Annotated in this window: 25 protein-coding genes; 12 read left to right on the top strand and 13 right to left on the bottom strand. The window is 69.7% G+C overall.

Annotated elements, in window-relative coordinates:
- The coding region (locus tag BLQ39_RS15785) for an HNH endonuclease signature motif containing protein (protein ID WP_176759154.1) at window positions 1-422 on the top strand (422 nt) is incomplete at its 5' end.
- A gap of 72 nt (window positions 423-494) precedes the next feature.
- On the opposite strand, the gene BLQ39_RS05830 is transcribed toward BLQ39_RS15785, so the two are convergent.
- Entirely contained in the window at window positions 495-1091 is a 597-nt protein-coding gene (locus BLQ39_RS05830; RefSeq protein WP_092322446.1) for a TetR/AcrR family transcriptional regulator, read from the bottom strand.
- 133 nt (window positions 1092-1224) lie between these two features.
- On the opposite strand from BLQ39_RS05830, the gene BLQ39_RS05825 reads away from it, so the two are divergent.
- From BLQ39_RS05825 to BLQ39_RS05815, 3 genes are all read left to right on the top strand, one after another.
- On the top strand, window positions 1225-2442 hold the full coding sequence (locus BLQ39_RS05825; RefSeq protein WP_241986918.1) for an acyl-CoA dehydrogenase family protein: 1218 nt from the start codon (window positions 1225-1227) through the stop codon (window positions 2440-2442).
- A gap of 67 nt (window positions 2443-2509) precedes the next feature.
- Window positions 2510-2851 carry a hypothetical protein gene (locus tag BLQ39_RS05820; protein ID WP_092322443.1) on the top strand — a complete coding sequence of 114 codons (342 nt, stop codon included), beginning with the start codon at window positions 2510-2512 and terminating at the stop codon, window positions 2849-2851.
- A gap of 114 nt (window positions 2852-2965) precedes the next feature.
- Window positions 2966-4381: a MinD/ParA family ATP-binding protein gene (locus tag BLQ39_RS05815; RefSeq protein ID WP_092322441.1), complete on the top strand. Its 1416-nt coding sequence runs from the start codon at window positions 2966-2968 to the stop codon at window positions 4379-4381.
- Window positions 4382-4440: 59 nt separating this feature from the next.
- Here the strand turns inward: BLQ39_RS05815 and BLQ39_RS15540 are convergent, their stop codons facing one another.
- Complete coding sequence (locus tag BLQ39_RS15540) at window positions 4441-4620, bottom strand: hypothetical protein (RefSeq protein ID WP_134475362.1); 180 nt, start codon at window positions 4618-4620, stop codon at window positions 4441-4443.
- Between the two features lie 174 nt (window positions 4621-4794).
- Here BLQ39_RS15540 and BLQ39_RS05810 point away from each other — a divergent pair, with 174 nt between their 5' ends.
- From BLQ39_RS05810 to BLQ39_RS05800, 3 genes are all read left to right on the top strand, one after another.
- Entirely contained in the window at window positions 4795-5310 is a 516-nt protein-coding gene (locus tag BLQ39_RS05810) for a hypothetical protein (protein ID WP_135109257.1), read from the top strand.
- Between the two features lie 83 nt (window positions 5311-5393).
- Window positions 5394-6392, top strand: coding sequence for an ATP-binding cassette domain-containing protein (locus BLQ39_RS05805; RefSeq protein ID WP_092322438.1), 999 nt, complete (start codon window positions 5394-5396; stop codon window positions 6390-6392).
- A 38-nt stretch (window positions 6393-6430) separates the two neighbouring features.
- Window positions 6431-7216 (top strand): ABC transporter permease, encoded by a 786-nt coding sequence (locus tag BLQ39_RS05800; RefSeq protein ID WP_092322435.1) that lies wholly within the window; start codon window positions 6431-6433, stop codon window positions 7214-7216.
- Window positions 7217-7261: 45 nt separating this feature from the next.
- Here BLQ39_RS05800 and BLQ39_RS05795 read toward each other — a convergent pair whose 3' ends face one another.
- Window positions 7262-8053 carry a LysR family substrate-binding domain-containing protein gene (locus BLQ39_RS05795; RefSeq protein WP_092322433.1) on the bottom strand — a complete coding sequence of 264 codons (792 nt, stop codon included), beginning with the start codon at window positions 8051-8053 and terminating at the stop codon, window positions 7262-7264.
- Window positions 8054-8119: 66 nt separating this feature from the next.
- Here BLQ39_RS05795 and BLQ39_RS05790 point away from each other — a divergent pair, with 66 nt between their 5' ends.
- Window positions 8120-8584: a DUF5997 family protein gene (locus tag BLQ39_RS05790; RefSeq protein ID WP_166784356.1), complete on the top strand. Its 465-nt coding sequence runs from the start codon at window positions 8120-8122 to the stop codon at window positions 8582-8584.
- Here BLQ39_RS05790 and BLQ39_RS05785 read toward each other — a convergent pair.
- Window positions 8581-9240, bottom strand: coding sequence for an alpha/beta hydrolase (locus BLQ39_RS05785; RefSeq protein ID WP_092322432.1), 660 nt, complete (start codon window positions 9238-9240; stop codon window positions 8581-8583). The genes BLQ39_RS05790 and BLQ39_RS05785 overlap by 4 nt on opposite strands.
- Window positions 9241-9401: 161 nt before the next feature.
- Between BLQ39_RS05785 and BLQ39_RS05780 the strand changes: the two genes are divergently transcribed.
- Window positions 9402-9989, top strand: coding sequence for an NUDIX hydrolase family protein (locus BLQ39_RS05780; protein ID WP_092322430.1), 588 nt, complete (start codon window positions 9402-9404; stop codon window positions 9987-9989).
- A 112-nt stretch (window positions 9990-10101) separates the two neighbouring features.
- On the opposite strand, the gene BLQ39_RS05775 is transcribed toward BLQ39_RS05780, so the two are convergent.
- The 5 genes from BLQ39_RS05775 to BLQ39_RS05755 all read right to left on the bottom strand — a co-directional run bounded on the left by BLQ39_RS05775 (window position 10102) and on the right by BLQ39_RS05755 (window position 14194).
- Window positions 10102-10584 (bottom strand): GNAT family N-acetyltransferase, encoded by a 483-nt coding sequence (locus BLQ39_RS05775; RefSeq protein WP_092322429.1) that lies wholly within the window; start codon window positions 10582-10584, stop codon window positions 10102-10104.
- Window positions 10581-11114 (bottom strand): GNAT family N-acetyltransferase, encoded by a 534-nt coding sequence (locus BLQ39_RS05770; protein WP_092322427.1) that lies wholly within the window; start codon window positions 11112-11114, stop codon window positions 10581-10583. The genes BLQ39_RS05775 and BLQ39_RS05770 overlap by 4 nt, the downstream gene beginning before the upstream one ends.
- A gap of 128 nt (window positions 11115-11242) precedes the next feature.
- Complete coding sequence (locus tag BLQ39_RS05765; RefSeq protein WP_092322426.1) at window positions 11243-12781, bottom strand: DEAD/DEAH box helicase; 1539 nt, start codon at window positions 12779-12781, stop codon at window positions 11243-11245.
- Window positions 12782-13044: 263 nt separating this feature from the next.
- Complete coding sequence (locus BLQ39_RS05760) at window positions 13045-13683, bottom strand: DUF1684 domain-containing protein (RefSeq protein WP_092322425.1); 639 nt, start codon at window positions 13681-13683, stop codon at window positions 13045-13047.
- Window positions 13684-13687: 4 nt separating this feature from the next.
- A complete protein-coding gene (locus BLQ39_RS05755) occupies window positions 13688-14194 on the bottom strand; it encodes a hypothetical protein (RefSeq protein ID WP_092322423.1) in 507 nt (168 codons plus the stop codon).
- Between the two features lie 42 nt (window positions 14195-14236).
- Between BLQ39_RS05755 and BLQ39_RS05750 the strand changes: the two genes are divergently transcribed.
- From BLQ39_RS05750 to BLQ39_RS05740, 3 genes are all read left to right on the top strand, one after another.
- Complete coding sequence (locus BLQ39_RS05750) at window positions 14237-14680, top strand: EVE domain-containing protein (RefSeq protein WP_241986909.1); 444 nt, start codon at window positions 14237-14239, stop codon at window positions 14678-14680.
- Window positions 14681-14822: 142 nt separating this feature from the next.
- Entirely contained in the window at window positions 14823-16088 is a 1266-nt protein-coding gene (locus BLQ39_RS05745) for a hypothetical protein (RefSeq protein WP_092322419.1), read from the top strand.
- A gap of 112 nt (window positions 16089-16200) precedes the next feature.
- Window positions 16201-16755, top strand: a complete 555-nt coding sequence (locus tag BLQ39_RS05740) for a 2-phosphosulfolactate phosphatase (protein ID WP_092322418.1) — start codon at window positions 16201-16203, stop codon at window positions 16753-16755.
- Window positions 16756-16766: 11 nt separating this feature from the next.
- On the opposite strand, the gene BLQ39_RS05735 is transcribed toward BLQ39_RS05740, so the two are convergent.
- From BLQ39_RS05735 to BLQ39_RS05720, 4 genes are all read right to left on the bottom strand, one after another.
- Window positions 16767-17258 carry a SprT-like domain-containing protein gene (locus BLQ39_RS05735; protein WP_092322416.1) on the bottom strand — a complete coding sequence of 164 codons (492 nt, stop codon included), beginning with the start codon at window positions 17256-17258 and terminating at the stop codon, window positions 16767-16769.
- Window positions 17258-18400 (bottom strand): PQQ-dependent sugar dehydrogenase, encoded by a 1143-nt coding sequence (locus BLQ39_RS05730; RefSeq protein ID WP_092322415.1) that lies wholly within the window; start codon window positions 18398-18400, stop codon window positions 17258-17260. Before BLQ39_RS05730 ends, BLQ39_RS05735 begins: the two co-directional genes overlap by 1 nt.
- Before the next feature lie 141 nt (window positions 18401-18541).
- Complete coding sequence (locus tag BLQ39_RS05725) at window positions 18542-19126, bottom strand: hypothetical protein (protein ID WP_241977136.1); 585 nt, start codon at window positions 19124-19126, stop codon at window positions 18542-18544.
- A 146-nt stretch (window positions 19127-19272) separates the two neighbouring features.
- A complete protein-coding gene (locus BLQ39_RS05720) occupies window positions 19273-20142 on the bottom strand; it encodes a spermidine synthase (RefSeq protein ID WP_092322413.1) in 870 nt (289 codons plus the stop codon).
- Window positions 20143-20465: the final 323 nt, after the last annotated feature.

Raw genomic sequence — 20465 nt, 5'->3', positions numbered from 1 at the left:
CCGTGAAGCAGAAGGTCTGCACCGGCGGCATCCAGCCCGTTGTCTTCGGCGACGAAAACGCGATCTGCTCGCTCGGTGTGCCCGACCGTTGCTTCAATCGGGAGCAGCGCCGGGCGATCTCCGCCCGGGACGGTGGCTGCATCATCCCCGGCTGTCAGATCCCGGCCAGCTGGAGCGAGATCCACCACGTCATCCCGGACGCCTTCGGCGGCGATACCCACACCGATAACGGGGTGCTTCTCTGTTGGTTCCATCATCGAACGATCGAGACCTCCGGCTGGAAGATCCGCATGCTGAGAGGCGTTCCCCAGCTCAAGGCGCCACCCTGGCTCGACCCCGGCGGCGGCAAATGGCGCTACGTCACCACCTCCCGCACAAGGATCGCGGATGCACTCGATCTCCGCCTGGCCCAATCGGACTAGGCGCCAGCCGGACTGAGTGTCAGCCGGACCCGGTGCTAGCCGAACCAGATGTTGGCTGAACTAAGCCCAGGCTTAGGGAAGTCGGATGCCCTGCACGATCAGGGTGGCCAGCTCGTCGTACGCCTCGGCGTCGGTGAGGCCCGTGGTGTCGGCGATCTGGCGTTGCTGGATGCGCACCATGACGGCCGTCACCGCTTCGGCGATGAACGCGGCGGGAACCGGGCGGAACGAGCCGTGGTCGACCCCCGCGGAGATGAGTTCCCGCACCCGGTCCGCGGCGATCTGGGTGTTGCGTTCGTAGATTTCGTTCGCCGGCGGGAAGGCCGCGACATCGTCGACGAAGGCGGCGGATGCCGGACGCAGCTCGTCGCCGACCGCCCTCAGGTAGACGGCGATCCGATCGGCCGGATCCGCAGCGGCCGACAGCTTCTGCTCGACCCGGTCCGCGGCGCCCTTGAAGAAATGCACGACCGCCGTGCGGACCAACTGCTCGCGGCTGCTCGCCAGCGAGTAGATCGTCGTCTTCGAACAGTGCAGCCGATTCGCCGCCTCGCCGAGGGTGATGCCCGAGAAGCCTTCCCGCAGGAACAGTTCCACGAGCTGGCCGAAGAGCTCGTCCTGCCGGGCCGACCAGCGTCGCCGCGGGCTGCCGAGGGGGGTGGTGGTCACGGTCGTCTCACTCTCGTCCAGGTCGGCGGGCGGACTCCAGCTTGTGAATTCCGAAGCTTGTAGATTCCAGTGTACGCTCGTACTCGAAATCGTATCATTGACGATGCGAACGAACGCGAGGCACACAGTGACGATCACGGCAGAGAACCCGGCCGCGCCGGCCACCCAGACGGGCCCGACGGCCCCGGACCAGCCGCCCTACCCCGATGCCGACCTGCTCTTCATCGATCAGCTGCTCTCGGATGCCGAACGCCGACGGCTCGCCGCGGCCCGGGCGTTCTTCCAGGCCGAGGTGCGTCCGATCGCGGTGGAGCACTGGAACCGCGCAGAGTTCCCCTTCGCGATCCTGCCGAAGCTGGCGAGCCAGAACCTCAGCGGGGTCGGCGCCGGGGGCACGAGCCCCCTCCTGTCCGGGCTCCTCCAGATGGAGCTCGCGCGGGCGGACACGTCGATCTCGACGTTTTTCGGCGTGCATCACGAGTTGTTCGCGACCGCGATCGAAACGCTCGGCTCTGATGACCAGCGGGCCCGGCTCCTTCCCGACCTCCTCGCGCTGAAGACCATCGGCGCCTTCGCCCTGACGGAACCCGGGCACGGGTCCGACATCTCGCGGGACATGCAGACCACCGCGACCCGCGACGGTGACGAATGGGTGCTGAACGGGCAGAAGCGGTGGATCGGCAACGGCGCCATGGCCGACTACGTGCTCGTCTGGGCCCGTGACACGGCCGACCAGCAGATCAAGGGCTTCATCGTCGAGAAGGGGCGGGCCGGGTTTTCCGCGTCCACGATCGAGAACAAGATCGCCGTGCGCATTGTTCAGAACGCGGACCTGACCCTCCGGGACGTGCGGATCCCCCTCGAGAACTGGCTGCCGGGCACCAGCAGCTTCCGGGACACGAACCAGCTGCTGCGCAACTCACGTGTGTGGGTCGCCTGGCAATCGGTCGGCCAGCAGTTCGCTGCGTTCGACGTCGCGCGCGCCTACGCCCTCGACCGGCGGCAGTTCGGCAAGCCGATCGCCTCGTTCCAGCTGATCCAGGAGCAACTGACACGGATGATCGGCAACGCCACCCTGTCCCTGTCGCTGATGATCCAGCTTGCGCGGCTCCAGGAATCGGGCAGCCTGAGCATGGATCAGGCGGCGCTCGCGAAGGCATCCTGCACGTCGCTCATGCGCGAAACGGTGGCACTCGGCCGGGGCATCCTCGGTGGCAACGGCATCAGCACCGACTTCGAGATGGCCAAGATCTTCGCCGACGCCGAGGCGATCTACTCCTACGAGGGCAGCTACGAGATCAACGCGCTCCTCGTCGGCCGGGCCGTCACCGGAATCTCGGCGTTTTCCTGACGGCGGGTAGCCTTGGGACGCGGCGACGCGCTCGGCACCCGCACCGAACCTTTCCGAAAGCAGAAGAATGATCACCCTGTCCTGGCTCATCATCGTCACCGTCCTGGCCGCAGCCCTCGCGCTCGCGGACGGAATCATCCGTTTGCGCGGCTCGCGCAACAACTCGATCCTGGCCATCGCGGAAGTCGCCGTCGCGGCCCTGATGCTGGTCTCGGCCTTCACCGCCCTGCCGGCCCCGTTCACCACCTTCTTCTTCGCCCTGGCCCTCGAGGCCGTTCTCGTGCTGCTGCTCGTGCTGCCGGGCCGCGGACGCAAGGGCGCACCGACCCTGGTCATCATCGCACTGGTCGTGAACACGGTGGTCGTGCTGACCTCGGCCGGCTGGCTCCAAATCCCCGGGATGGGCTAGCCCGGCACGGTTCACCGGGACATTCGCCCGAGCAACGAGTGGCCCGGATGCCCGAACGGGGGCCGTCTGGCCATAAACTGCAGAGGCACGGCCCGGGATAGGAGAAAGAGCACCATGACACAGCACACACCGCTCCTCCCCCGCATCATTGCATTCGTGGGGGATGACTCCACCGGCGAGGTGACCATCGACGGCGTGCGCCAGCTGGTGGCCGCGCCCGACGAAGCCGGCGTGCGCGAGGAAATCATCGCTCGGGTCACCAGCGCGGCGATCAGGATCGGCGGGCCGGTGCGGCTCGTGGCCGAAGACTCGCAGGGCCAGTCGCCGCTGATCGTGTACCCGGACGGTCGCGTCGAGTCGGACGGGGATTTCGTCCCCGCCTCCGAGCGTCGGTCGACGCTCGCGGACGCGCTCCCCGAGCTGGAGCCCGAGCTGGAGGCCGAGCCCGAGCCCGAAGCGGCACCGGTTGCCGACCCCATTCTCTCGATCCTCGCGGCGGTAACTGCCGCCCCCGTGGCCGCCGTGGCCGCTGCTCCCATCACCAAGCCAACGGAGAGGCGCATGCCGCCCGTTTCACTGCCGACGTCCGGCTCCACGACACCCGATCTCGCCGACTTCCTCAAGTCCAGGCCTCAAGAAACCGCGGGCCCCGCAGAGCGGGGCTGGCAGGGGACGGTGAGCCGGATGACCGGCGGGCGCGTCTCTCCTTCCCCCAGCCGGATCGAGGTCACACACCGTGCCGCCATCGCAGCGGTCCAGCGCGGGCTCAGCGGCCCCCGCACGATCGTGGTGCTCAACCCCAAGGGCGGAGCCCACAAGACCACGGCGACGCTGCTGATCGCGGCGACCTTCGGCATCCACCGCGGCGGCTACACGCTCGCCTGGGACAACAACGAGACCATGGGCACGCTCGGCGTGCGGGCGCAGGGCGCCGCCCACAACAACACCGCCGTCGATCTGCTCCGGGATCTCGACCGCCTGGACGGCGACCGCACGGTGAGCGTGGCCGACGTGGACCGGTACGTGCGCAACCAGGGGGACTCCCGGTTCGACGCCCTGGCCTCGGACCAGGATCCGGCCGGCGCGGCCAGTATCGACGATGTCGCCTTCCGCAAGCTCCATTCCACGCTCAGCCGCTTCTATCGCATCCTGGTCATCGACACCGGCAACAACATGCGCGCGTCCAACTGGGAGGCGGCCGTCGAGACGGCCGACCAACTCGTCGTCGTGTCCACCATCCGCGAGGACACCGGCTACGGCGCGGCCTCGCTGCTCGACGGGCTCCGGCAGAAGGGCCACGCGGACAAGGTGGCCCAGGCCGTCACGCTGCTGGCTTCGCCGGCGAAGCGCGTCGACAACAAGCTGTCTCGCCGCCTGCACGATCACTTCCAGCAGCTGACCCGCACGGTGCTCGATGTCCCCTACGACCCGTCCCTGGTCGCGGGAGGGCCGCTGAACATCGAGGCGCTGGCCCCGCAGACCCGCGAGGCGTGGCTCCGGGCCACGGCCGCGATCGCCGAGGGGCTGTAGCCGCAACCCCCGGGCCGCGCCGGTCACCGCTGGGTCAGCGCTGGGTCAGCGCGCTTCGGTCAGCTGAAGGCGACGCGCGGCAGTCGCACGGGGTCGCGACGCACGGGGTCGCGACGTACTGAGGTGCGATCGCATCCGGAGCACGCGAGCAGGTACAGCGGCAAGGAGATCCGGTCGGCGTGGGCGGGGTTCGGCGTGAGGTTGGCCTGGGAGTGGCAGTACGGGCAGGTTATCCTCATGACGTCGTTTCCTCGTTTCGTTGCGACCGGTTTTCCTGACGCGACACGCGCCTGATGTCAAAAATATAACTGGGCCTGGCACTACACTCCACCCCCTTTACAGATGGACGAATCCGTGCCTGCCCTGCCGAACGCGGGGGTTCGGCGCTATCCTCACAGGTGAGGGAGGCTGGCGTGGGACTTTCGAATGAACAGCAGTTGACCCTGGTCGGAGAGCTCGATCAGCGGCTGCGCAGGGAAGCCGAACTCGCAAGCGTCTTCGCCGCCGTGGTTCCCGGTTGGTACGGACGCCTGCTGTCGTCGCTCATCCTCGCGACCGGCAACGCCCACGTGCTCTATCTCTCGGCCTCGTACCTGCTTGAGGGGAGCGCCTTCTCGCTCAACGCGGTGCTCTTCACCAACAAACTGTACGTTCGGGCGACGGTAACCGGCACCCAGGGCACGGAGAGCGGCGACCGGGCCGAGCCATCGGTCACGGCGCTGTCGCGTTCGTCGCTCACGTCGATGCGCCTCTCCTGCGACCACGATGCCTTCGACCAGACAACCGCCTGGCCGGGCAGTATCCGGCTCACCCTCTTCTTCGCGCGCGACCTGGCCGTCTCGCTCCCGCTCGGAGCCGCTCGCACGGAGTCCGGGGACGCCGAGCTGCACGCGCTGGTCACCACGTCGCGAGCGAGCCTCGAGCGCTAGTAGCCTCGGGCCACGAGCCGTATTAGCGTTGACTCAGTACTCGCCTGTACGCACCCGGAACCCCACACGCAGGGAACATTCGAATGAGCATCATCGAGGCCACCGGCCTGACCAAAACGTATAAATCGAAGAGCGGGCCGGTGCACGCGCTGGCCGGCCTCGATCTCGCCGTTCCGCGGGGAACCGTCAAGGCATTGCTCGGTCCGAACGGCGCCGGCAAGACCACCGTCGTCAAGATGCTCACGACCCTGATCCGGCCGGATTCCGGCCGGGCGATCGTCGACGGGATCGATGTCGTCCAGGACCCGAAGGCCGTACGCCGGGTCATCGGGGTCTCCGGCCAGTATGCGGCCGTCGACGAGAACCTCACCGGCTTCGAAAACCTCGTGATGGTCGGTCGGCTCTACCACCTGGGCGGAACCGCGGCGAAACGTCGCGCCCATGAGTTGATCGACCTCTTCGACCTGACGGAGGCGGGCAACCGGCCGGTGAAGGGCTTCTCCGGCGGGATGCGGCGACGAATCGACCTCGCCGGCGCGCTCGTCATCAACCCGAAGATCCTCTTCCTCGACGAGCCGACGACGGGGCTGGACCCCCGCAGCCGGCTCGCCCTCTGGGGCGTGATCAAGCAGTTGGTCACGGACGGCACGACCGTGCTCCTGACCACGCAGTACCTGGAGGAGGCCGACCAGCTCGCCGACGACATCGCCGTCATCGACGACGGCCGCGTGATCGCGGAGGGAACCTCCGACCAGCTCAAGGCGCAGATCGGAGGTCACCGGGTCGTGGTCGCGCTCATCGACGCGGGCCACGGTCCCGCCGCCCGGGAGGTCCTGGGCCGGTACGGCGAGGGCGAGCCCACGGTGTCCGGCGACGGCCGGGGGATCGAGGTCGCCGTGGGAGACGGGCCCTGGGCCCTCCAGCACGTGCTGGCGGACCTCGGCGCGGCGGGAATCGGCCTGCACGACGCCGGCATGCGCCGGCCGACCCTCGACGACGTGTTCCTCAAGCTCACCGGGCACATGGCCGACAGGGCCGCCGAGGGCGATGCCCCCGACCTGGCATTGGGGAAGGCGAAGTGAGCGCCGCCTCGACACTGCCCACGTGGAATCCGCTGACCATGTGGTACTCCGACGGCTGGACTGTGACCAAGCGCAACCTGACCAAGATTAAGCGGTCGCCCGACATGCTCGTCTTCGCGGTGATCCAGCCGATCATGTTCGTGCTGCTGTTCAGCCAGGTCTACGGGGGCGCCATCCAGGTGCAGGGGACGGACTACACCCAGTTCCTGATGGCCGGGATCTTCGCCCAGACCGTGGTGTTCGGCTCGACGTTCTCCGGTTCGGCGATGGCCCAGGACCTCAAGGAGGGCATCATCGACCGCTTCCGCAGCCTGCCGATGAGCGGGTCGGCGGTTTTGATCGGGCGCACGAACAGCGACCTCGCGCTCAACACCATCTCCATGGTCATCATGATGCTGACGGGCCTGGCGGTGGGCTGGCGCGTGAACTCGTCGTTCCCGGAGTTCATGGCCGGGATCGGCCTGCTCCTGCTGTTCAGCTACTCGTTCAGCTGGGTGATGGCGCTGCTCGGGATGATGGTGACCAGCCCGGAGGTCATCAATAACGCCTCCTTCCTCATCCTGTTCCCCCTGACGTTCATCTCGAATGCCTTCGTGCCCAGCGACACCCTGCCGGAACCGCTGCGCACCTTCGCCGAGTGGAACCCGGTGTCCTCGCTCGTTCAGGCGGCCCGGGAGTTGTTCGGCAACGTCGGCACGGCGCCGGTTCCGGATGTCTGGACCATGCAGCATCCGTTCGCCACGGTGCTGATCGGCATTTCGGTGATGCTCGTTGTCTTCGTGCCGCTGTGCATCAGGAAGTTCGCCTCGATCAGCTCGCGGTGATCCGGCTTCCGGGGATCGGGCCCGCGGGGATCGGCAACGCAGGGCTCAGCTGCGTCGTCGCCGCGGGTTCGGGGCATTGCGAGTGCGGCCGGGCGCATTCTGGGTCTTCTTCGCGGAAGCCGGCCTGGCCTGCGCGGCGGCGGCCCTGACGGCCTTCGCTGCGGCCTTGGCCTTATCGGTCTTCTTTGCCTTCTTCGCCGGCTTGTCGCCGTCGGCCTGAGCCGCGGGGGAGTCGGCGCGTGAGCTGCCCTTCGTGCGCCCCCGCACGATTCCGACGAACTCCTCGATGTCTTCGGTGGTCTCGGCGGTGAGCCAGGCCAGCGCGATCCGGGTCTCGGCGACGCCCTGCACGGGCACCGAGATGACGTCCTTGCGGCTGTGCAGGCGGGCGAGGGAGTGGGGGAGGATGGCGATGCCGACGCCGGCCGCGACCTGTTCCATCACCTCGTCCAGGCCCGGCATGGCGGGAAGGCCCCGGCGGGTGCCGTCGTGAACTTCGGTGGCGATGTCCCGCCACTCCGGCACCGCGTCGGGGTCCTGCAGCAGGTGCTCGTCGGCCAGTTCGGCCACGGTCACGGTTTCGGCGGAGCCGAGGGCGTGGTCCTTCGCGGCGACGACCACGGGGATCTCGTTGTAGAGCCCGATCACGCTCAGGTCGGTCTCGTCGATCGGCAGGCGCACCAGGCTGACGGTTGCTCGGCCGTCGCGCAGCACGGCATCCTGCTCGGCCGGGTCGGTGCGGAAGACCTCGAGCGGAACGTCCGGCCGGCGGTCGGCCCAGATGCGCGTCCACTTGGTCGGCGTGACACCGGCGGCGAAGCCAATGACGAGGGTCATGGGCGTCCTTTCTCACGGTGTCGAACCCGCCGTTCAGCGGGTGCTCTCAGGCTATACGCTTGATAGATGAGTTCCGAGAAGAAGACCCAGACCATGAAGCCCGCCACGGCGGCCCAGAAGCTCGGGATTCTGCTCGAGGCAGCTCCGGAGGAGTTCCAGAACTCCGCCATTTCGCGCACCGACCTGGCCGAGCTCGAAGAGAACCCGCCGGCCTGGCTGGTCGACCTTCGCGCCAACGGGCCGCACCCCAAGCAGGTCGTCGCAGCCAAGCTCGGCGTATCGATTTCCGGCCTCGCCCGCGGCGAGATGACCGAGTCGCTGACGACGGCTGAGATCAGCGCCCTGCTGCAGCAGCCCCCGGCCTGGCTCGTCACAGAGCGCGCCACCCAGCACGAGGTGCGGGAAGAGCAGATCCGGGTCAAGGACCGTGACGCCGAGCGCGCACGCAAGGCCGCGCACGTCGCCCGTCAGGCGGCTCAGATCGAGGGCAAGCCGGTCAAGGAAAAGCCCAGGGGCAAGAACCGCCGCTAGGCGCGAGGTGTGGCGTACCTCTCGCGGAGGAACTCGACGATCTCGTCGAGTTCGGTCTGCGACACCGAGTGCGCCATGCCCTCGTAGATGCGCTCCGTGAGCGTCGAGTGATCCGGCAGCCAGTCCTGGGTGCGGGCGACGGCCGTTTGCGGGATGATCTGGTCGGCCGTGCCCCGCCCCCAGAACACCGGCGGACGCAGCTCGGCCAGGCGCGCATCGCCCGGGCGCTCGCCGCTGGCGACGAAACCCGACAGCTGAACGGCGAAGGCGAAGCGCTCCGGAGCGTGGCGCATCAGCTGCAGCGCCATCGCGCCGCCCTGGGAGAAGCCGAGCAGGCCGATGGAGGCCGGCTGCTCCGGCAGCGCGTCGAGCCACTCCAGCACGCCGGCCGCCGCCGCGTCGAGAGCCTCCGGCCCGGGGTCGCCGGGCTCCCCGATCGGGAACCAGGACCAGCCCTGCCCGGCGGTGAGCGGGGCGCGCAGGGCGGCGATCACCGGCTCCAGCGGAAGGTGCGGGGCGAGCGCAAACAGGTCGCCCTCGTGCGAGCCGAAGCCGTGCAGGATGAGCAGGAGGGGGCGGCCCTCCCGGTCGTGCTCGCCGGCGGACCAGAGCACGGCATCCGTGTCGATCGGCTCGATGCGGTCGCTGTTGTCCATCGGGGTCCTCGCGTTCGTTGCGGAGTCGGGGGTGCAGGCCGGGGGCCGGGCAACCGGTCGTTACATCCTTTCACTGCCGCGGCCCGGTTTCGACGTCCGTCCCTGGGCTCCACTTCCGGCCCGGGCGCCCATCCGGGCCCCGGGTGAGTCACAATGAAGACATGAGCGTGCGCACCCCTGACCCCGATCCGGACTGGACCCCTGGCCCCGAGGACGGTCCACCGGTCAACACGAACCCGGGCTGGCTCAGCGACGTCGAGCTCACCCAGATCCGCCGTCGGCTGCCGCTGCTCTACGTGGAGGCCGTTCCGGTGCGCGTTGACGGCCTCGGCCAGGTCGTCGAAATCGGGGTGCTGCTCCGCGCGACGCCGGAGGGCAAAATGACCCGCACCCTCGTCTCGGGGCGCGTCATGTACGGCGAGACCCTGCGCGACGCGCTGTTCCGCCACCTCGAGAAGGACCTCGGGCCGATGGCGTTCCCGCAGCTGCCCGCGAGCCCGGTGCCGTTTTCGGTGGCCGAGTACTTCCCGCTGCCCGGGCTGACGGCCTTCACGGATGACCGCCAGCACGCCGTCTCACTGGCCTACGTCGTTCCGGTCACCGGCACCTGCGACCCGCGGCAGGACGCCCTCGAGCTCACCTGGATGTCGCCGGAGGAGGCCGCATCCGACGCCGTCTCCGCGGAGATGGAGGGCGGCCGCGGCTCCCTGCTGCGCACGGCACTCGCCTCGGTCGGCCAGCTGCGCTAGCTGTCCAGGGTCCTGTGTCACGAGGCCGTTTCACGTTTGAGTTGCGGACAAGCGCCCTTCGTTTCGCGCGGGAAGGTGCTTTTTCCGCAACTCAGCCCGGAGTACGAACGAGCTAGCGGATCATCCGGGATTCGCGCAGCATCTCGCCGAAGAACGGCGCGACCTTCTGCGTGCCGTCGAACTCGAAGCCGTTGCGCCGGTAGAAGGCCTCGGCCCGGGGATTGTCGGTGGCGATCCAGAGGAAGGCCGGTAGCGTGCCGATCGACGCGTCGAGCAGGTCCTGGCCCGCCCCGGATCCGTGGTGGGCCGTCAGCACGTAGAGCGCATACAGTTCGAGCTCGCGCGGGGCGTCGTCGTCACGGCCGGGCCCGGTGCCCGCGAATCCGATGATCTCGCCGTCGACCTCGGCGACCCACTGCTGGTCGGTCGGGCTGGCGATGATCTGCTCCCAGCGGCTCGCCCGGTCCTCTGGGCGGATGCTGTCGAGCAGCTGCTGCGAGAGCAGGTGCGAGTAGCTCTCCCGCCAGCACTGCACGTGCACGACGCCGAGCGCGGCGGCATCCTCCGGACGCGCCTCGCGAATACTGACGCTCATGTTCGATCCCCCCCATCGCCCCCGGTCTGCGCCACAGCCTGGCGAACGAGACGCACCTCGCTCAGCTCCTCTCCGAGCACTTCCTCGACCTTGTTCCGGCCGTCGGGCGTGTACCCGTTGCGGGCGTAGAAACCGTGCGCGCGGGAGTTGTCTGACGCCACCCAGAGCGACGACGGTCCCGGGTCGACGACCGCGTCGAAGAGCTTCTGGCCGATTCCGGTGCCGTGGTAGGCGTCGAGCAGGTAGACGAAGTACAGCTCAGGGACGCCGGGCAGGTCGGCGTCGTGGCCGGGTCCGCTGCCGGCGAAGCCGACGATCTCCCCGTCGACGACGGCCACGACCTGGCGGTACTCCGGCCCCTGCGACGTGTACCGGCGCCACATGGCGGCGAGCCGCTCCGGGTGCAGCTGCGAGAGGGCGGCGGCGCTCAGCAGGTGATCGTAGGTTTCATGCCAGCAGGCCGCGTGTACGCGGCCAAGGCTGTCTGCATCCGCTTCTACGGCGGGCCGAACGACGACTGTGGTGTCCATGAACCGACACTAGCCGAGGCCCGCGGGGTGGTTTTACCGGCGGATGCCGACGCCGTCGGCAACGCACAACGGGCCGGCCTCGTGAGAGACCGACCCATTTGCGTGCGGAGTGATGGAACGCCGGGCGCTTAGCCCTGGGCGCGGCGCGGTGCCGAGCGGCGTGCGCCGCCGGTGGAACCGCCGCCGCGCACGAGGCCGCCGACCTGCAGGCCGCCGGTGCGACCGGAGCCCTGAGCCGAGCGTCCGCCGTTGCCCTGGGGTGCGTGGCCGCGGCCGGATGCTGCGGGGCGCTCGCCGCGCTCGTGGCGGTTCCCGCCGGGGGCGACGTCGTTGCTGCGGCCACCGCGGCCCCCGGCGCCCTGACCTCCACGGCCGTTGTCACGGTCGTCGCGGTTGACGCGCTTGCGCTGGGCGTTGGCGCCCTGCGAGCGTCCGCCCTGCGACTGGCCCTGCGGCTGCTCGATGCGCGGGACGGGCTTCACATAGGCGGCAACCTCGCCGACGAGGGCGTCCACGGCGGGCGAATGCGCGGTGACGCGCTGCGGAGTCACCTTGATGGCGGCCTTCTTCAGCAGGGCGTCCGTGTCGCGCTTCTGCTCGGGGAGCACGACGGTGACGACGTCACCGGCGCTGCCGGCGCGGGCGGTGCGGCCCGAGCGGTGCAGGTACGCCTTGTGCTCTGCGGGCGGGTCGACGTGGATGACGAGTTCGATGTCGTCGACGTGCACGCCGCGGGCGGCGACATCCGTGGCGACAAGCACCTTGACGGTGCCGGCGCTGAACGCGGCCAGGTTGCGGTCGCGGGCCACCTGCGAGAGGTTGCCGTGCAGGTCGACCGAGGGGATGCCGGAGTCGGTGAGCGACTTGGCCAGCTTCTTGGCCTGGTGCTTGGTGCGCATGAAGAGGATGCGGCGTCCGCTGCCCGAGGCCAGCTTCTGCACGAGCGCCTTCTTGGAGTCGGTGCCGTCGACCTCGAACACGTGGTGGGTCATCGCGGAGACGTGGCTGGTGGCCTCGTCGACCGAGTGCAGCACCTCGTTGTTCAGGAAGCGGCGGACGATCTTGTCCACGCCGTTGTCGAGCGTCGCCGAGAACAGCAGGCGCTGTCCGCCCTTGGGGGTCTTGTCGAGGATGCGGGTGACAACGGGCAGGAAGCCGAGGTCGGCCATGTGGTCGGCCTCGTCGAGCACGGTGATCTCGACCGAGTCGAGGTTCACGAAGCCCTGCTTCATGAGGTCCTCGAGGCGGCCGGGGCAGGCCACGACGATGTCGACGCCGGCCTTGAGGGCCTGCACCTGGCGGCCCTGCGACACGCCACCGAAGATGGTTGTCGTGTTGAGGCCGTAGGCCTCGGCCAGCGGGGTGAGCGCCGCGGTGATCTGGGTGGCCAGCTCGCGGGTCGGGGCGAGGATCAGGCCGAGCGGGCGACCCGGGCGACGCTTGCCGCCGGCGAGCTTGCCGCCGAGGCGCGCCACCATGGGCAGCGAGAACGCGAGGGTCTTGCCGGAGCCGGTCTTCCCGCGGCCGAGCACGTCGCGTCCGCCGAGGGTGTCGGGCAGGGTGTCGACCTGGATCGGGAAGGGGCTGTCGATTCCCTGGCTCGTCAGGATGGTGACGAGGGGAGCCGGCACGCCGAGCGTGCTGAAAGATGAAGAAGTTGCAGACAAAGTGGTGCCTTTCGGGCATCAGAGTCCTCGCCGGATCGCACGCCGCGATGGCGACGAGCCGGGATCAGGGAGGAATCACATGGCGAAGGTGCCGAAGGGCACATCCGTTCGCCGTAAGAAAGTGACATTCGAAAAATCGGGCCGGGCCTGCAGGTGATGCGGGAGGCCTCGATAAGAAGAGGGCGTTCTACGACGCAGCAAGCGCAGCAATGCACTCGCAAGTGATTCCAGCTTAGCGGATGCTGTCAAGTCGGGTCAGAAAGCTAGTACTGACGCGGGTGGTACAGCTCGCCGACCGGCACGTCGACCGGCACGATATTGCCGGCCTGGGGGAGCGGGCAGGCCCACATCGGGTCGAAGGCGCACGATGGGTTGTAGGCGAAGTTGAAGTCGAGGATGAGGGTGTCGTCGTCCACGCCTGGGCCGAGGTCCGCGCCCTTGACGGTGTCGAGCAGGTAGCGCCCGCCGCCGTAGGTTCCGCCGGGTTTGCCGGCCAGGGCGTCTTTGAGCGGCAGGAACAGGCCGCCCGCGTAGCCGGCGAGGCGCCACACGTCCAGCACGCCGATGTAGGGCAGCCGAACCGTGCCGACGAGGTCGAACGGGACCGCGCCATCCGTTCCGGTCTCGACCACCATGCGCAGCGGTTCCTCGGCGCGGTGCACCTCGGCCTCGAACCGCCAGTCGGGGTCGTAGGCGGCGATGGGCAGGCCGGTGAACGCGGCGCGGTCATCCGGAAGCAGCGGCGACGACGGATGCCCGGCGAAGAGTTCGTCGCGGCCGGAGCGCCACAGCTCGTGGCCTGCGGCCGGGTTCTGCACGCTGAGCTGCCGCACTCCGGCGTAGAGGCCGAAGACCCGGCGCCGCCAGTCGACGAGCTGCAGGGCGCCCAGTGTTGAACTCATTCCGTCAGGCTAGCGGGATGTCGGCGCCGAGGTCGAGGCGCCAGGTGGGGGCGAGGCGCTTGAGCCGCAGCGCCCGCCACTGCCAGAACGCCCAGAAAGCGGGCCACAGGGCGAGGGTCGCCGGGCCGGCTCGGAAGACGAGCTGATCCCGGTAGAGCGTCTTGCCGGTGCCGGCCGGGTCGGGGGCGATCGCCATCCGGTGGTCCCACAACGTCACCGCGGCCAGCGAGCCGGACGTGCCCCGCCCGGTGTCGCGCAGGATGCGCACGCCGTCGGGCCTCGTGGTCGCCATGGTCAGCCGGATGACCTGCTCGCCGAGCGGCACCAGGCCCAGCCCGCGCAGCGCGACGGGGTGCTCGCCGGACTCCCACACGGTGGGGAAGCCCTCGTCGCCGAGCGACTCCATCCTGACGAGCGGCGAACTCACCTCGGCGAAAACGGCCGGGCTTCGGATGGCGCGCCAGGCGGCATCCGGGGGGCAGTCGAGAATTTCTTTCAGCAGCACGCGCATGCCCCCAGTCTCTGTGGAAGCGGGATGGGATACAACTGGAGCGTGGCAATCCGATACTGGCTGGGCGTTGCGCAGCGCGAAAACGTGCGGCGCGGGGTCGCCATGGGCATCGCCCAGGTCAGTAACGGCGCGCGGGAGGCGCTGGAGAGCATGCGGGACTCTGACGGGATCGTCTACTACTCGCCCAAATCCGACTTCGAGGGCGAGCCGCTCAAATCGTTCACCGCGATCGGGTGGGTGGCCGACGACACGGTCTTCCAGCCCGCCGAGTCCCCGGCGGGCGGCTACCGGCCGTGGCGGCGTCGGATTGAGTACGACCCGGGCGCCGTGGAAGCGCCCATCCGCCCGCTCCTGCCCCTGCTCGACCTCACCCGCGGAAATCCGGACTGGGGGTATCAGCTCAGGCGCGGCCTGCTCGAGATCTCCCGGCATGACTTCGAGGAGATCCGCCGGCAGATGCGGCGACCCTCGGCCGACGACCGGTAGCGCCGGCACCTGGCTCGCCGAGTTCGCCCGTTCCGGTTGAGTTTGGCCGGCGCACCCGGGCAACTCGACCGGAACCGGTCAACGCGGCGCAGGCCGGCGGATGCGCCGGGCCGGGCCCCGGGGGATCGTTAGACTCGCGACTATGACTGGCGAACTGTGGTGGGTACCTTCGGTCATTGTCTTCGGTGCGGTCCTAGCCCTCGTCGCGCTCACCGTGATGCTCGCCGGGCGGCGACGCCGGCAGCGTGAGGGGGTCGCTGACGCGGCGGCGGCCGACCTCGCCCGCACGGCCTCGATCGGCCTCGTGCGTGCCGATGACGTCATCCAGGCTGCCACCGACGAACTGGGTTTCGCGATCGCGCAGTTCGGGGAGAAGGCCACCGGCGACTTCGCGGCGGCGCTCGCCGTGTCCCGCCGCCAGTTGGGCGACGCCTTCTCCGTGCAGCAGAAACTCGACGACGCGATGCCCGACAGCGCCGCCGAACGGCGGCGCTGGAGCGAGCAGATCATCGAGCTCACCGCGGAGGCCACGGCGCGCCTGGACGAGCAGACCCGGGACTTCGACGCAAAACGCGGCATGGAGCTGGACGCCCCGCGCCGGCTCGACCAGCTGAGCCGGCGCCTGGACCGGGTCGCCGACCGCCTCAAATCCGGGGCGGCGAGCCTGGACCGCCTGGGCCGGACGTACGACGCCCCGGCCCTCGCTCCGATCATTGGCAATGTGGCGCGGGCGAAGAGCGCCCTCGACGAGGCACGATCCGCGGCCGACGTCGCCGCCGACCGGCTGGAGCGCGGGGCGACCGAGCCGGTGGGAGAACAGATGCGCGAGGCCGAGCGCGGCCTGTTTCTCGCCACCCGACTGCTCGATGCGATCGAAACCGGCGAGGACGAGCTGCACATCGGCCACGCCGGCCTGGTCACCGCCCTCGACGCGGCCGAGACGGAACTCGCCGAGGCGCGCGCGCTGCGCGACCGCCACGAGGAAGCCGACACGAGCGCCGACCTCAACCAGGTCATCGCCGAGGCCGGCCGGGTGCTCGGCGAGCTGCGGGATCCGACCAGGCTGAGTCATCCGTCGGTGGACCTCGCCCGTCTCCGGGACGCGATGGACGGCCTCGACGTCATGCGCTCCGCGGCACGGAACCGCCAACTGCGCCTCGAGAACGCGCGCACCGCGCTGGGCGGCGCGCTGCTCGCGGCCCGCAGCCAGATCACGCTCACCCGCGATTTCATCACCGGGCACCGCGGCCGGGTGGGAGCGGCGGCCCGCACCCGTCTCGCCGAGGCCGAACGGCAGCTAGCGCTCGCCGAGGCCGAGGCCGACCCGGTCACCGCCCTCGACGCCGCCCGCCGGGCCATGACCCTCGGGACGGATGCCGAGGCCCTCGCCCACTACGACGCCGCCTGAGCCGCCCGTCCCGCCCCGCCGTTCCCGCGCGTGAGGGGTCGCATATCGACCTTCCCGAGGGCAACGAAGGTCGATATGCGACCCCTCACGCGGAGTTAGCTAGCCTTGGGGGGTGATTGACGAGCAGCCGCAGCAGAAGTACCAGGTGAGGTTCGACTGGGGGCTGGCGGGGTTCCAGGCCCTCGCGGCGCAGGCGGACGTCGTCATCCTCGCCGACGCGCTGCCCGGGACCGATGCCGAGAGCGGCTACCCGACACCGCTCGCCGCGCACCAGGTCATCGCCGCCGGGTTCGGCAATCGCAGCGCCGTGGCCGAGTGGGTGCTCGCCCGCCAGACCGAGAAGGGCGACCGATTCGCCGTCGCCGTCATCGCCGTGGGGGAGCGCCGCCCCGACGGCACACCGCGCGTCGCCGTCGAAGACCTCCTCGTCGCAGGTGCCGTGATCGACGCCCTCACCGGCCTCGGCATCGACCATTGTTCTCCGGAGGCGGCCGCGGCATCCGCGGCCTTCGTGGGCTTGAAGCGCGCGCTGCGGCACCTCACCAGCGCCTCCGAAACCGGCCAGGCGCTCGCCCGAGCCGGCCGGGAGCTCGAGGTGGAAGCCGCGGGGCGGCTGGACGACTCCTGCACCGTGTTGGCACTCGGGGAATTTACCTTTCCAGCCTGAACCCCGGGCGGTCAGCTGGCGGCCGCTGCCGCCCGGCGCCGGGCCGCCGCGGTGATCTCGCGCCGGTCCCAGGTGATCAGGTGGGCGCGGTTGAACCCGCGGCCGCACAGCCCGCAGGCCAGCGCGCGGGTCGGCTGCCGGTACCGGTAGTGCGTGTGCCCGGCCGGGCAGGTTCCCACCCAGGGAGCGAGCTCGTCGGCGATCTCGCCGTCGTGCGTGCGCTTGCCGTCGTAGCCGAGGTCGAGGGCGACCTTTTTCCACCTCGGGCCGTGGGCGGCGCGAGGGCCGGCGAGCGCGTGGGCGACCTCGTGCAGCAGGATCTGGTGGATCTCGTCGTCGTCGTACCGGGCCGCAAGGTAGCGGGAGACGGTGACGCGCCGGGCGGTGAAGTTGCAGAGGCCCGCGCGCTTCTTCGCGTTGTCGAAGTCGAAGGTCCAGCTGGGGTCGAGGTGCAAGGCGATGAGCGCATTCGCCCACCGGCGCACTCGGTCGAGGTCTGCCATCAGGGCGCCACCTCCACCTGGTACAGCCGGTCGTCGCCGGGAGCGGGGCTGCCCCGGCCATCCGTATTGTTGCTCACAAACCACAGTGTGCCATCCGGACCCGGCACCACATCGCGCAGCCGCCCGTAACTGTGCACAAACCAGTCGCTGGACTCGCCTGTCGAGGGGTCGATGCGCCACAACCGCTGGCCGCGCAGGCTCGCCATGAAGACGGTGTCGCCCACGATCGCGATCCCGCTGGGGCTGGCCTGGTCCGTCGGCCACTGGACCAGGGGGTCGACGAAGCCCTCGCGGTCCCCGGTCCCCTCGACGATCGGCCAGCCGTAGTTCGCGCCCGCCGTGATCTCGTTGAGCTCGTCCCAGGTGTTCTGGCCGAACTCGCTCGCCCAGAGCCGACCCCGGGAGTCCCACGCGATCCCCTGCGGGTTGCGGTGCCCGTAGGAGTAGACGAGCGTACCGAACGGGTTGTCGGTCGGCGCCCGGCCGGTCGGCGTCATCCGCAGGATCTTGCCGCCGAGCGAGTCCCGGTCCTGCGCGTTCGCACCGTTCCCGGCGTCGCCGGCCGTCGCGTAGAGCAGTCCGTCCGGTCCGAACGCGATGCGGCCGCCGTTGTGGTTCCCGGCCTTCGGGATGCCGTCGAGCACGAGCTCGGGAGCGCCCAGGGTGAGGCGTCCCGCGGGGCCGTCGAGGGGCATCCGCACGATGCGGTTGTCGTCGGCGGCCGTGAAGTAGGCGTACACCCAGCCCTGCCCGCCGGGGGCCGCATTGTCCGCGAGGAACGCCAGGCCGAGGAGGCCGCCCTCACCGGATGGCCGGGCATCGGCGACGGCACCGGCCCGCCGCAGGCTTCCGTCGCGGCGCAGTTCACGGATGAGCGTCGTGTCGCGTTCGCTGATCAGGGTGCCGCCGCCGGGAATGCGCAGGATCGACCACGGTGCGGCCAGGCCGGAGGCGATGACGACGGGGTCGCCGACCGGGTGCACCGGGCGCGGAACGGCTCCGGGCGACGGACTCGAAGACGGGACGTCCCGGCTCGGCGTCGATGTCGAGGCGGAAGGTGCGGGGGCGCTCGCCATGCAGCCGGAGAGCGCGAGAAGCACACTTGCTGCCAGCGCAGCCGGTGCCACAGACCCCGCCCGCATGTTCACGTTCCACCTCGTTGACGTTCGCAGGTCGACACCCGCTGGTGACAGCATGGCGCAGATCGGCGGGTGCGGCGAGTGCGGCGAGGCATGGCGCGGGTCTGCGCGCTCGGCGCTGCCTCCGCAGCCGAGGAGTGCGGGTCAGCGCGCCTGGTCGCGCTCGGCGATGAAGGATTCGACGACGGCGACCGCGATCAGCGAGCTCTCGAGCTGGTCGGCCGGGGCGCCGCCTTTCTCCCGCAGGAACACGGCCGCGGTGAAGTCGGTCAGCGCGTCCTCGAGGTTGCCCTGGTCGAAATGCACCTTGCCCCGGTGCTGCCGGGCAAAGGCGGCAACGTGGGTCCAGTCGTGCGTCTCGGCGTCGGCCACGCAGTGCGTCAGTTCGTAGGCGGCATCGTCGAGCTTGCCCTGGGCCTGCAGCACCTGGGCGCGACGGATGCGGCATGCCGTGAGCTGCTCGCGGGACCCGGTGAACCGGGCCTGGCGGGTGGCCTCGTTGGCGAGGTCCCAGGCCTCGTCGAGTCGGCCGAGCAGGCGCAGCAGCGCGGCCTTCTCATTGAGCGCGGACAGGCTGCGCAGCGCCCCGAGTTCGTCGAGGCGTTCCGCGGCGGCCCGGAGGTCGACCTTTTCGCGCAGGGTGACTGCGTCGTAACCGATGATGATGCTCAGGGCGTGTTCCTGTAGTCCAAGGCGGCACGTGCCGCGTACGGGGGGTGAGTCTTCCACACTAACTCGGCCGCCGCGGGCTGAGCCCCAGACGCGCCCCGGGTCGCCGTTCGGCTCGCCGACTTTGCCTGTTGCGGTCGAGATTGGCCGGTGCGCCTGGCAAAGTCGACCGCAACAGGCAAACTCGGCGCACGAGGGGCGCGGGCTCAGTTGCCGATCTGGAAGACCGTGCGGCCGGGGAGCGGCGACGGCGTGGCCGTGGCATCCGTCGACACGGCGGCCGTGGCCATGAACTGACGGAACTCGGCGCCTTCGATCACCTTCGCCGGGTGCGGCCCGCCGGCCAGCAGCCGCGGGATCCAGTCGGTGTCGATCGGCGTGTTCGCGGCCACGAAGACGATGTTGCCGAAGCGTCGGCCCTTGAGCACCTGCGTCTCGGCCAGCCCGATCACGTGCGCGAACACGGCGGACAGCGTGGCGGCTTGGCCGCGCGCGAAGGCCAGACCGGGGCCGTCGGCGACGTTCACGGCGAGCACCCCGCGCGGGCTCAGCAGCGGCGCGGCCAGTTCGTAGAACTCGCGGCTGGTCACGTGCGCGGGGGTGCGCGCGCCGGAGAAGACGTCGACGACCACGAGGTCGACCGCGCCGCGCAGCCCCGCGGGCAGCTTGCCGAGCACCTCCCGGGCGTCGCCGTGCCTCACGCGCAGCTGGGCGCGCTTGTCCCAGGGCAGCTCGGCGCGCACCAGGTCGATCAGGTCGCTCTCGAGTTCGACCACCTGCTGGCGTGAGCCGGGCCGGGTGGCCTCGACGTAGCGGGGGAGCGTCAGGGCGCCGCCGCCGAGGTGCACCGCGGTGATCGGCTCGCCGGGGTCGCCGATCAGGTCGATGACGTGGCCGATGCGCTGCACGTACTCGAAGAACAGCTCGCCCGGGTTGTCCATGTTCACGTGCGACTGCGGCGTGCCGTCCACGATCAGCTGGAAGCTTCCCGGCGTGAAGCGGTCGGGCTCGATCAGGGCCACGTGCCCGCTCAGCTTCAAAACGATCGACGGATGCTGCTGCTCGCCCCTGCTCATCCCCCCATCTTCCCCCGTCGAACGCGTTCGACCCCCGCGAACCTGCAGTCGTGCGCGTTATTCGGGGGTTATAACGCGCACAAGTGCGGTTTCGCGGAGGGGGGAGGGGGAGGCGGAGGCGGAGGCAGGGAGAGGAGGAGGGGGGGCGAAGCGGGGTTATACCTGAGAATTTGCACAAGGTCAAGAATGCAGTGGACACGGCGATTCAAAAACAATATGATTGATCTTTGCGCTCCCAGATTAACTCTGCCTTCATATTGCGGTCGGCTTTGCGTGCTCAAGCCAACTTGCGGCACATCTTCCACGAGGTCTCAGACTTCAGA

This window comes from Cryobacterium psychrotolerans, from assembly GCF_900101115.1.
Lineage (GTDB): Bacteria > Actinomycetota > Actinomycetes > Actinomycetales > Microbacteriaceae > Cryobacterium > Cryobacterium psychrotolerans.
Note: the sequence above shows the minus strand (reverse complement) of the source record. Positions and strands in the feature narration are given on the sequence as shown.

What these genes read in the sequence shown, in the direction of transcription:
- BLQ39_RS05820 (WP_092322443.1), top strand. Translation starts at nt 2,510, where the DNA reads ATGATCACCCTGTCCTGGCTCATCATCGTCACCGTCCTGGCCGCAGCC.
- BLQ39_RS05815 (WP_092322441.1), top strand. Translation starts at nt 2,966, where the DNA reads ATGACACAGCACACACCGCTCCTCCCCCGCATCATTGCATTCGTGGGG.
- BLQ39_RS15540 (WP_134475362.1), bottom strand. Translation starts at nt 4,620, where the DNA reads ATGAGGATAACCTGCCCGTACTGCCACTCCCAGGCCAACCTCACGCCG.
- BLQ39_RS05805 (WP_092322438.1), top strand. Translation starts at nt 5,394, where the DNA reads ATGAGCATCATCGAGGCCACCGGCCTGACCAAAACGTATAAATCGAAG.
- BLQ39_RS05800 (WP_092322435.1), top strand. Translation starts at nt 6,431, where the DNA reads ATGTGGTACTCCGACGGCTGGACTGTGACCAAGCGCAACCTGACCAAG.
- BLQ39_RS05795 (WP_092322433.1), bottom strand. Translation starts at nt 8,053, where the DNA reads ATGACCCTCGTCATTGGCTTCGCCGCCGGTGTCACGCCGACCAAGTGG.
- BLQ39_RS05790 (WP_166784356.1), top strand. Translation starts at nt 8,120, where the DNA reads ATGAGTTCCGAGAAGAAGACCCAGACCATGAAGCCCGCCACGGCGGCC.
- BLQ39_RS05785 (WP_092322432.1), bottom strand. Translation starts at nt 9,240, where the DNA reads ATGGACAACAGCGACCGCATCGAGCCGATCGACACGGATGCCGTGCTC.
- BLQ39_RS05780 (WP_092322430.1), top strand. Translation starts at nt 9,402, where the DNA reads ATGAGCGTGCGCACCCCTGACCCCGATCCGGACTGGACCCCTGGCCCC.
- BLQ39_RS05775 (WP_092322429.1), bottom strand. Translation starts at nt 10,584, where the DNA reads ATGAGCGTCAGTATTCGCGAGGCGCGTCCGGAGGATGCCGCCGCGCTC.
- BLQ39_RS05770 (WP_092322427.1), bottom strand. Translation starts at nt 11,114, where the DNA reads ATGGACACCACAGTCGTCGTTCGGCCCGCCGTAGAAGCGGATGCAGAC.
- BLQ39_RS05760 (WP_092322425.1), bottom strand. Translation starts at nt 13,683, where the DNA reads ATGAGTTCAACACTGGGCGCCCTGCAGCTCGTCGACTGGCGGCGCCGG.
- BLQ39_RS05755 (WP_092322423.1), bottom strand. Translation starts at nt 14,194, where the DNA reads ATGCGCGTGCTGCTGAAAGAAATTCTCGACTGCCCCCCGGATGCCGCC.
- BLQ39_RS05745 (WP_092322419.1), top strand. Translation starts at nt 14,823, where the DNA reads ATGACTGGCGAACTGTGGTGGGTACCTTCGGTCATTGTCTTCGGTGCG.
- BLQ39_RS05735 (WP_092322416.1), bottom strand. Translation starts at nt 17,258, where the DNA reads ATGGCAGACCTCGACCGAGTGCGCCGGTGGGCGAATGCGCTCATCGCC.
- BLQ39_RS05730 (WP_092322415.1), bottom strand. Translation starts at nt 18,400, where the DNA reads ATGCGGGCGGGGTCTGTGGCACCGGCTGCGCTGGCAGCAAGTGTGCTT.
- BLQ39_RS05720 (WP_092322413.1), bottom strand. Translation starts at nt 20,142, where the DNA reads ATGAGCAGGGGCGAGCAGCAGCATCCGTCGATCGTTTTGAAGCTGAGC.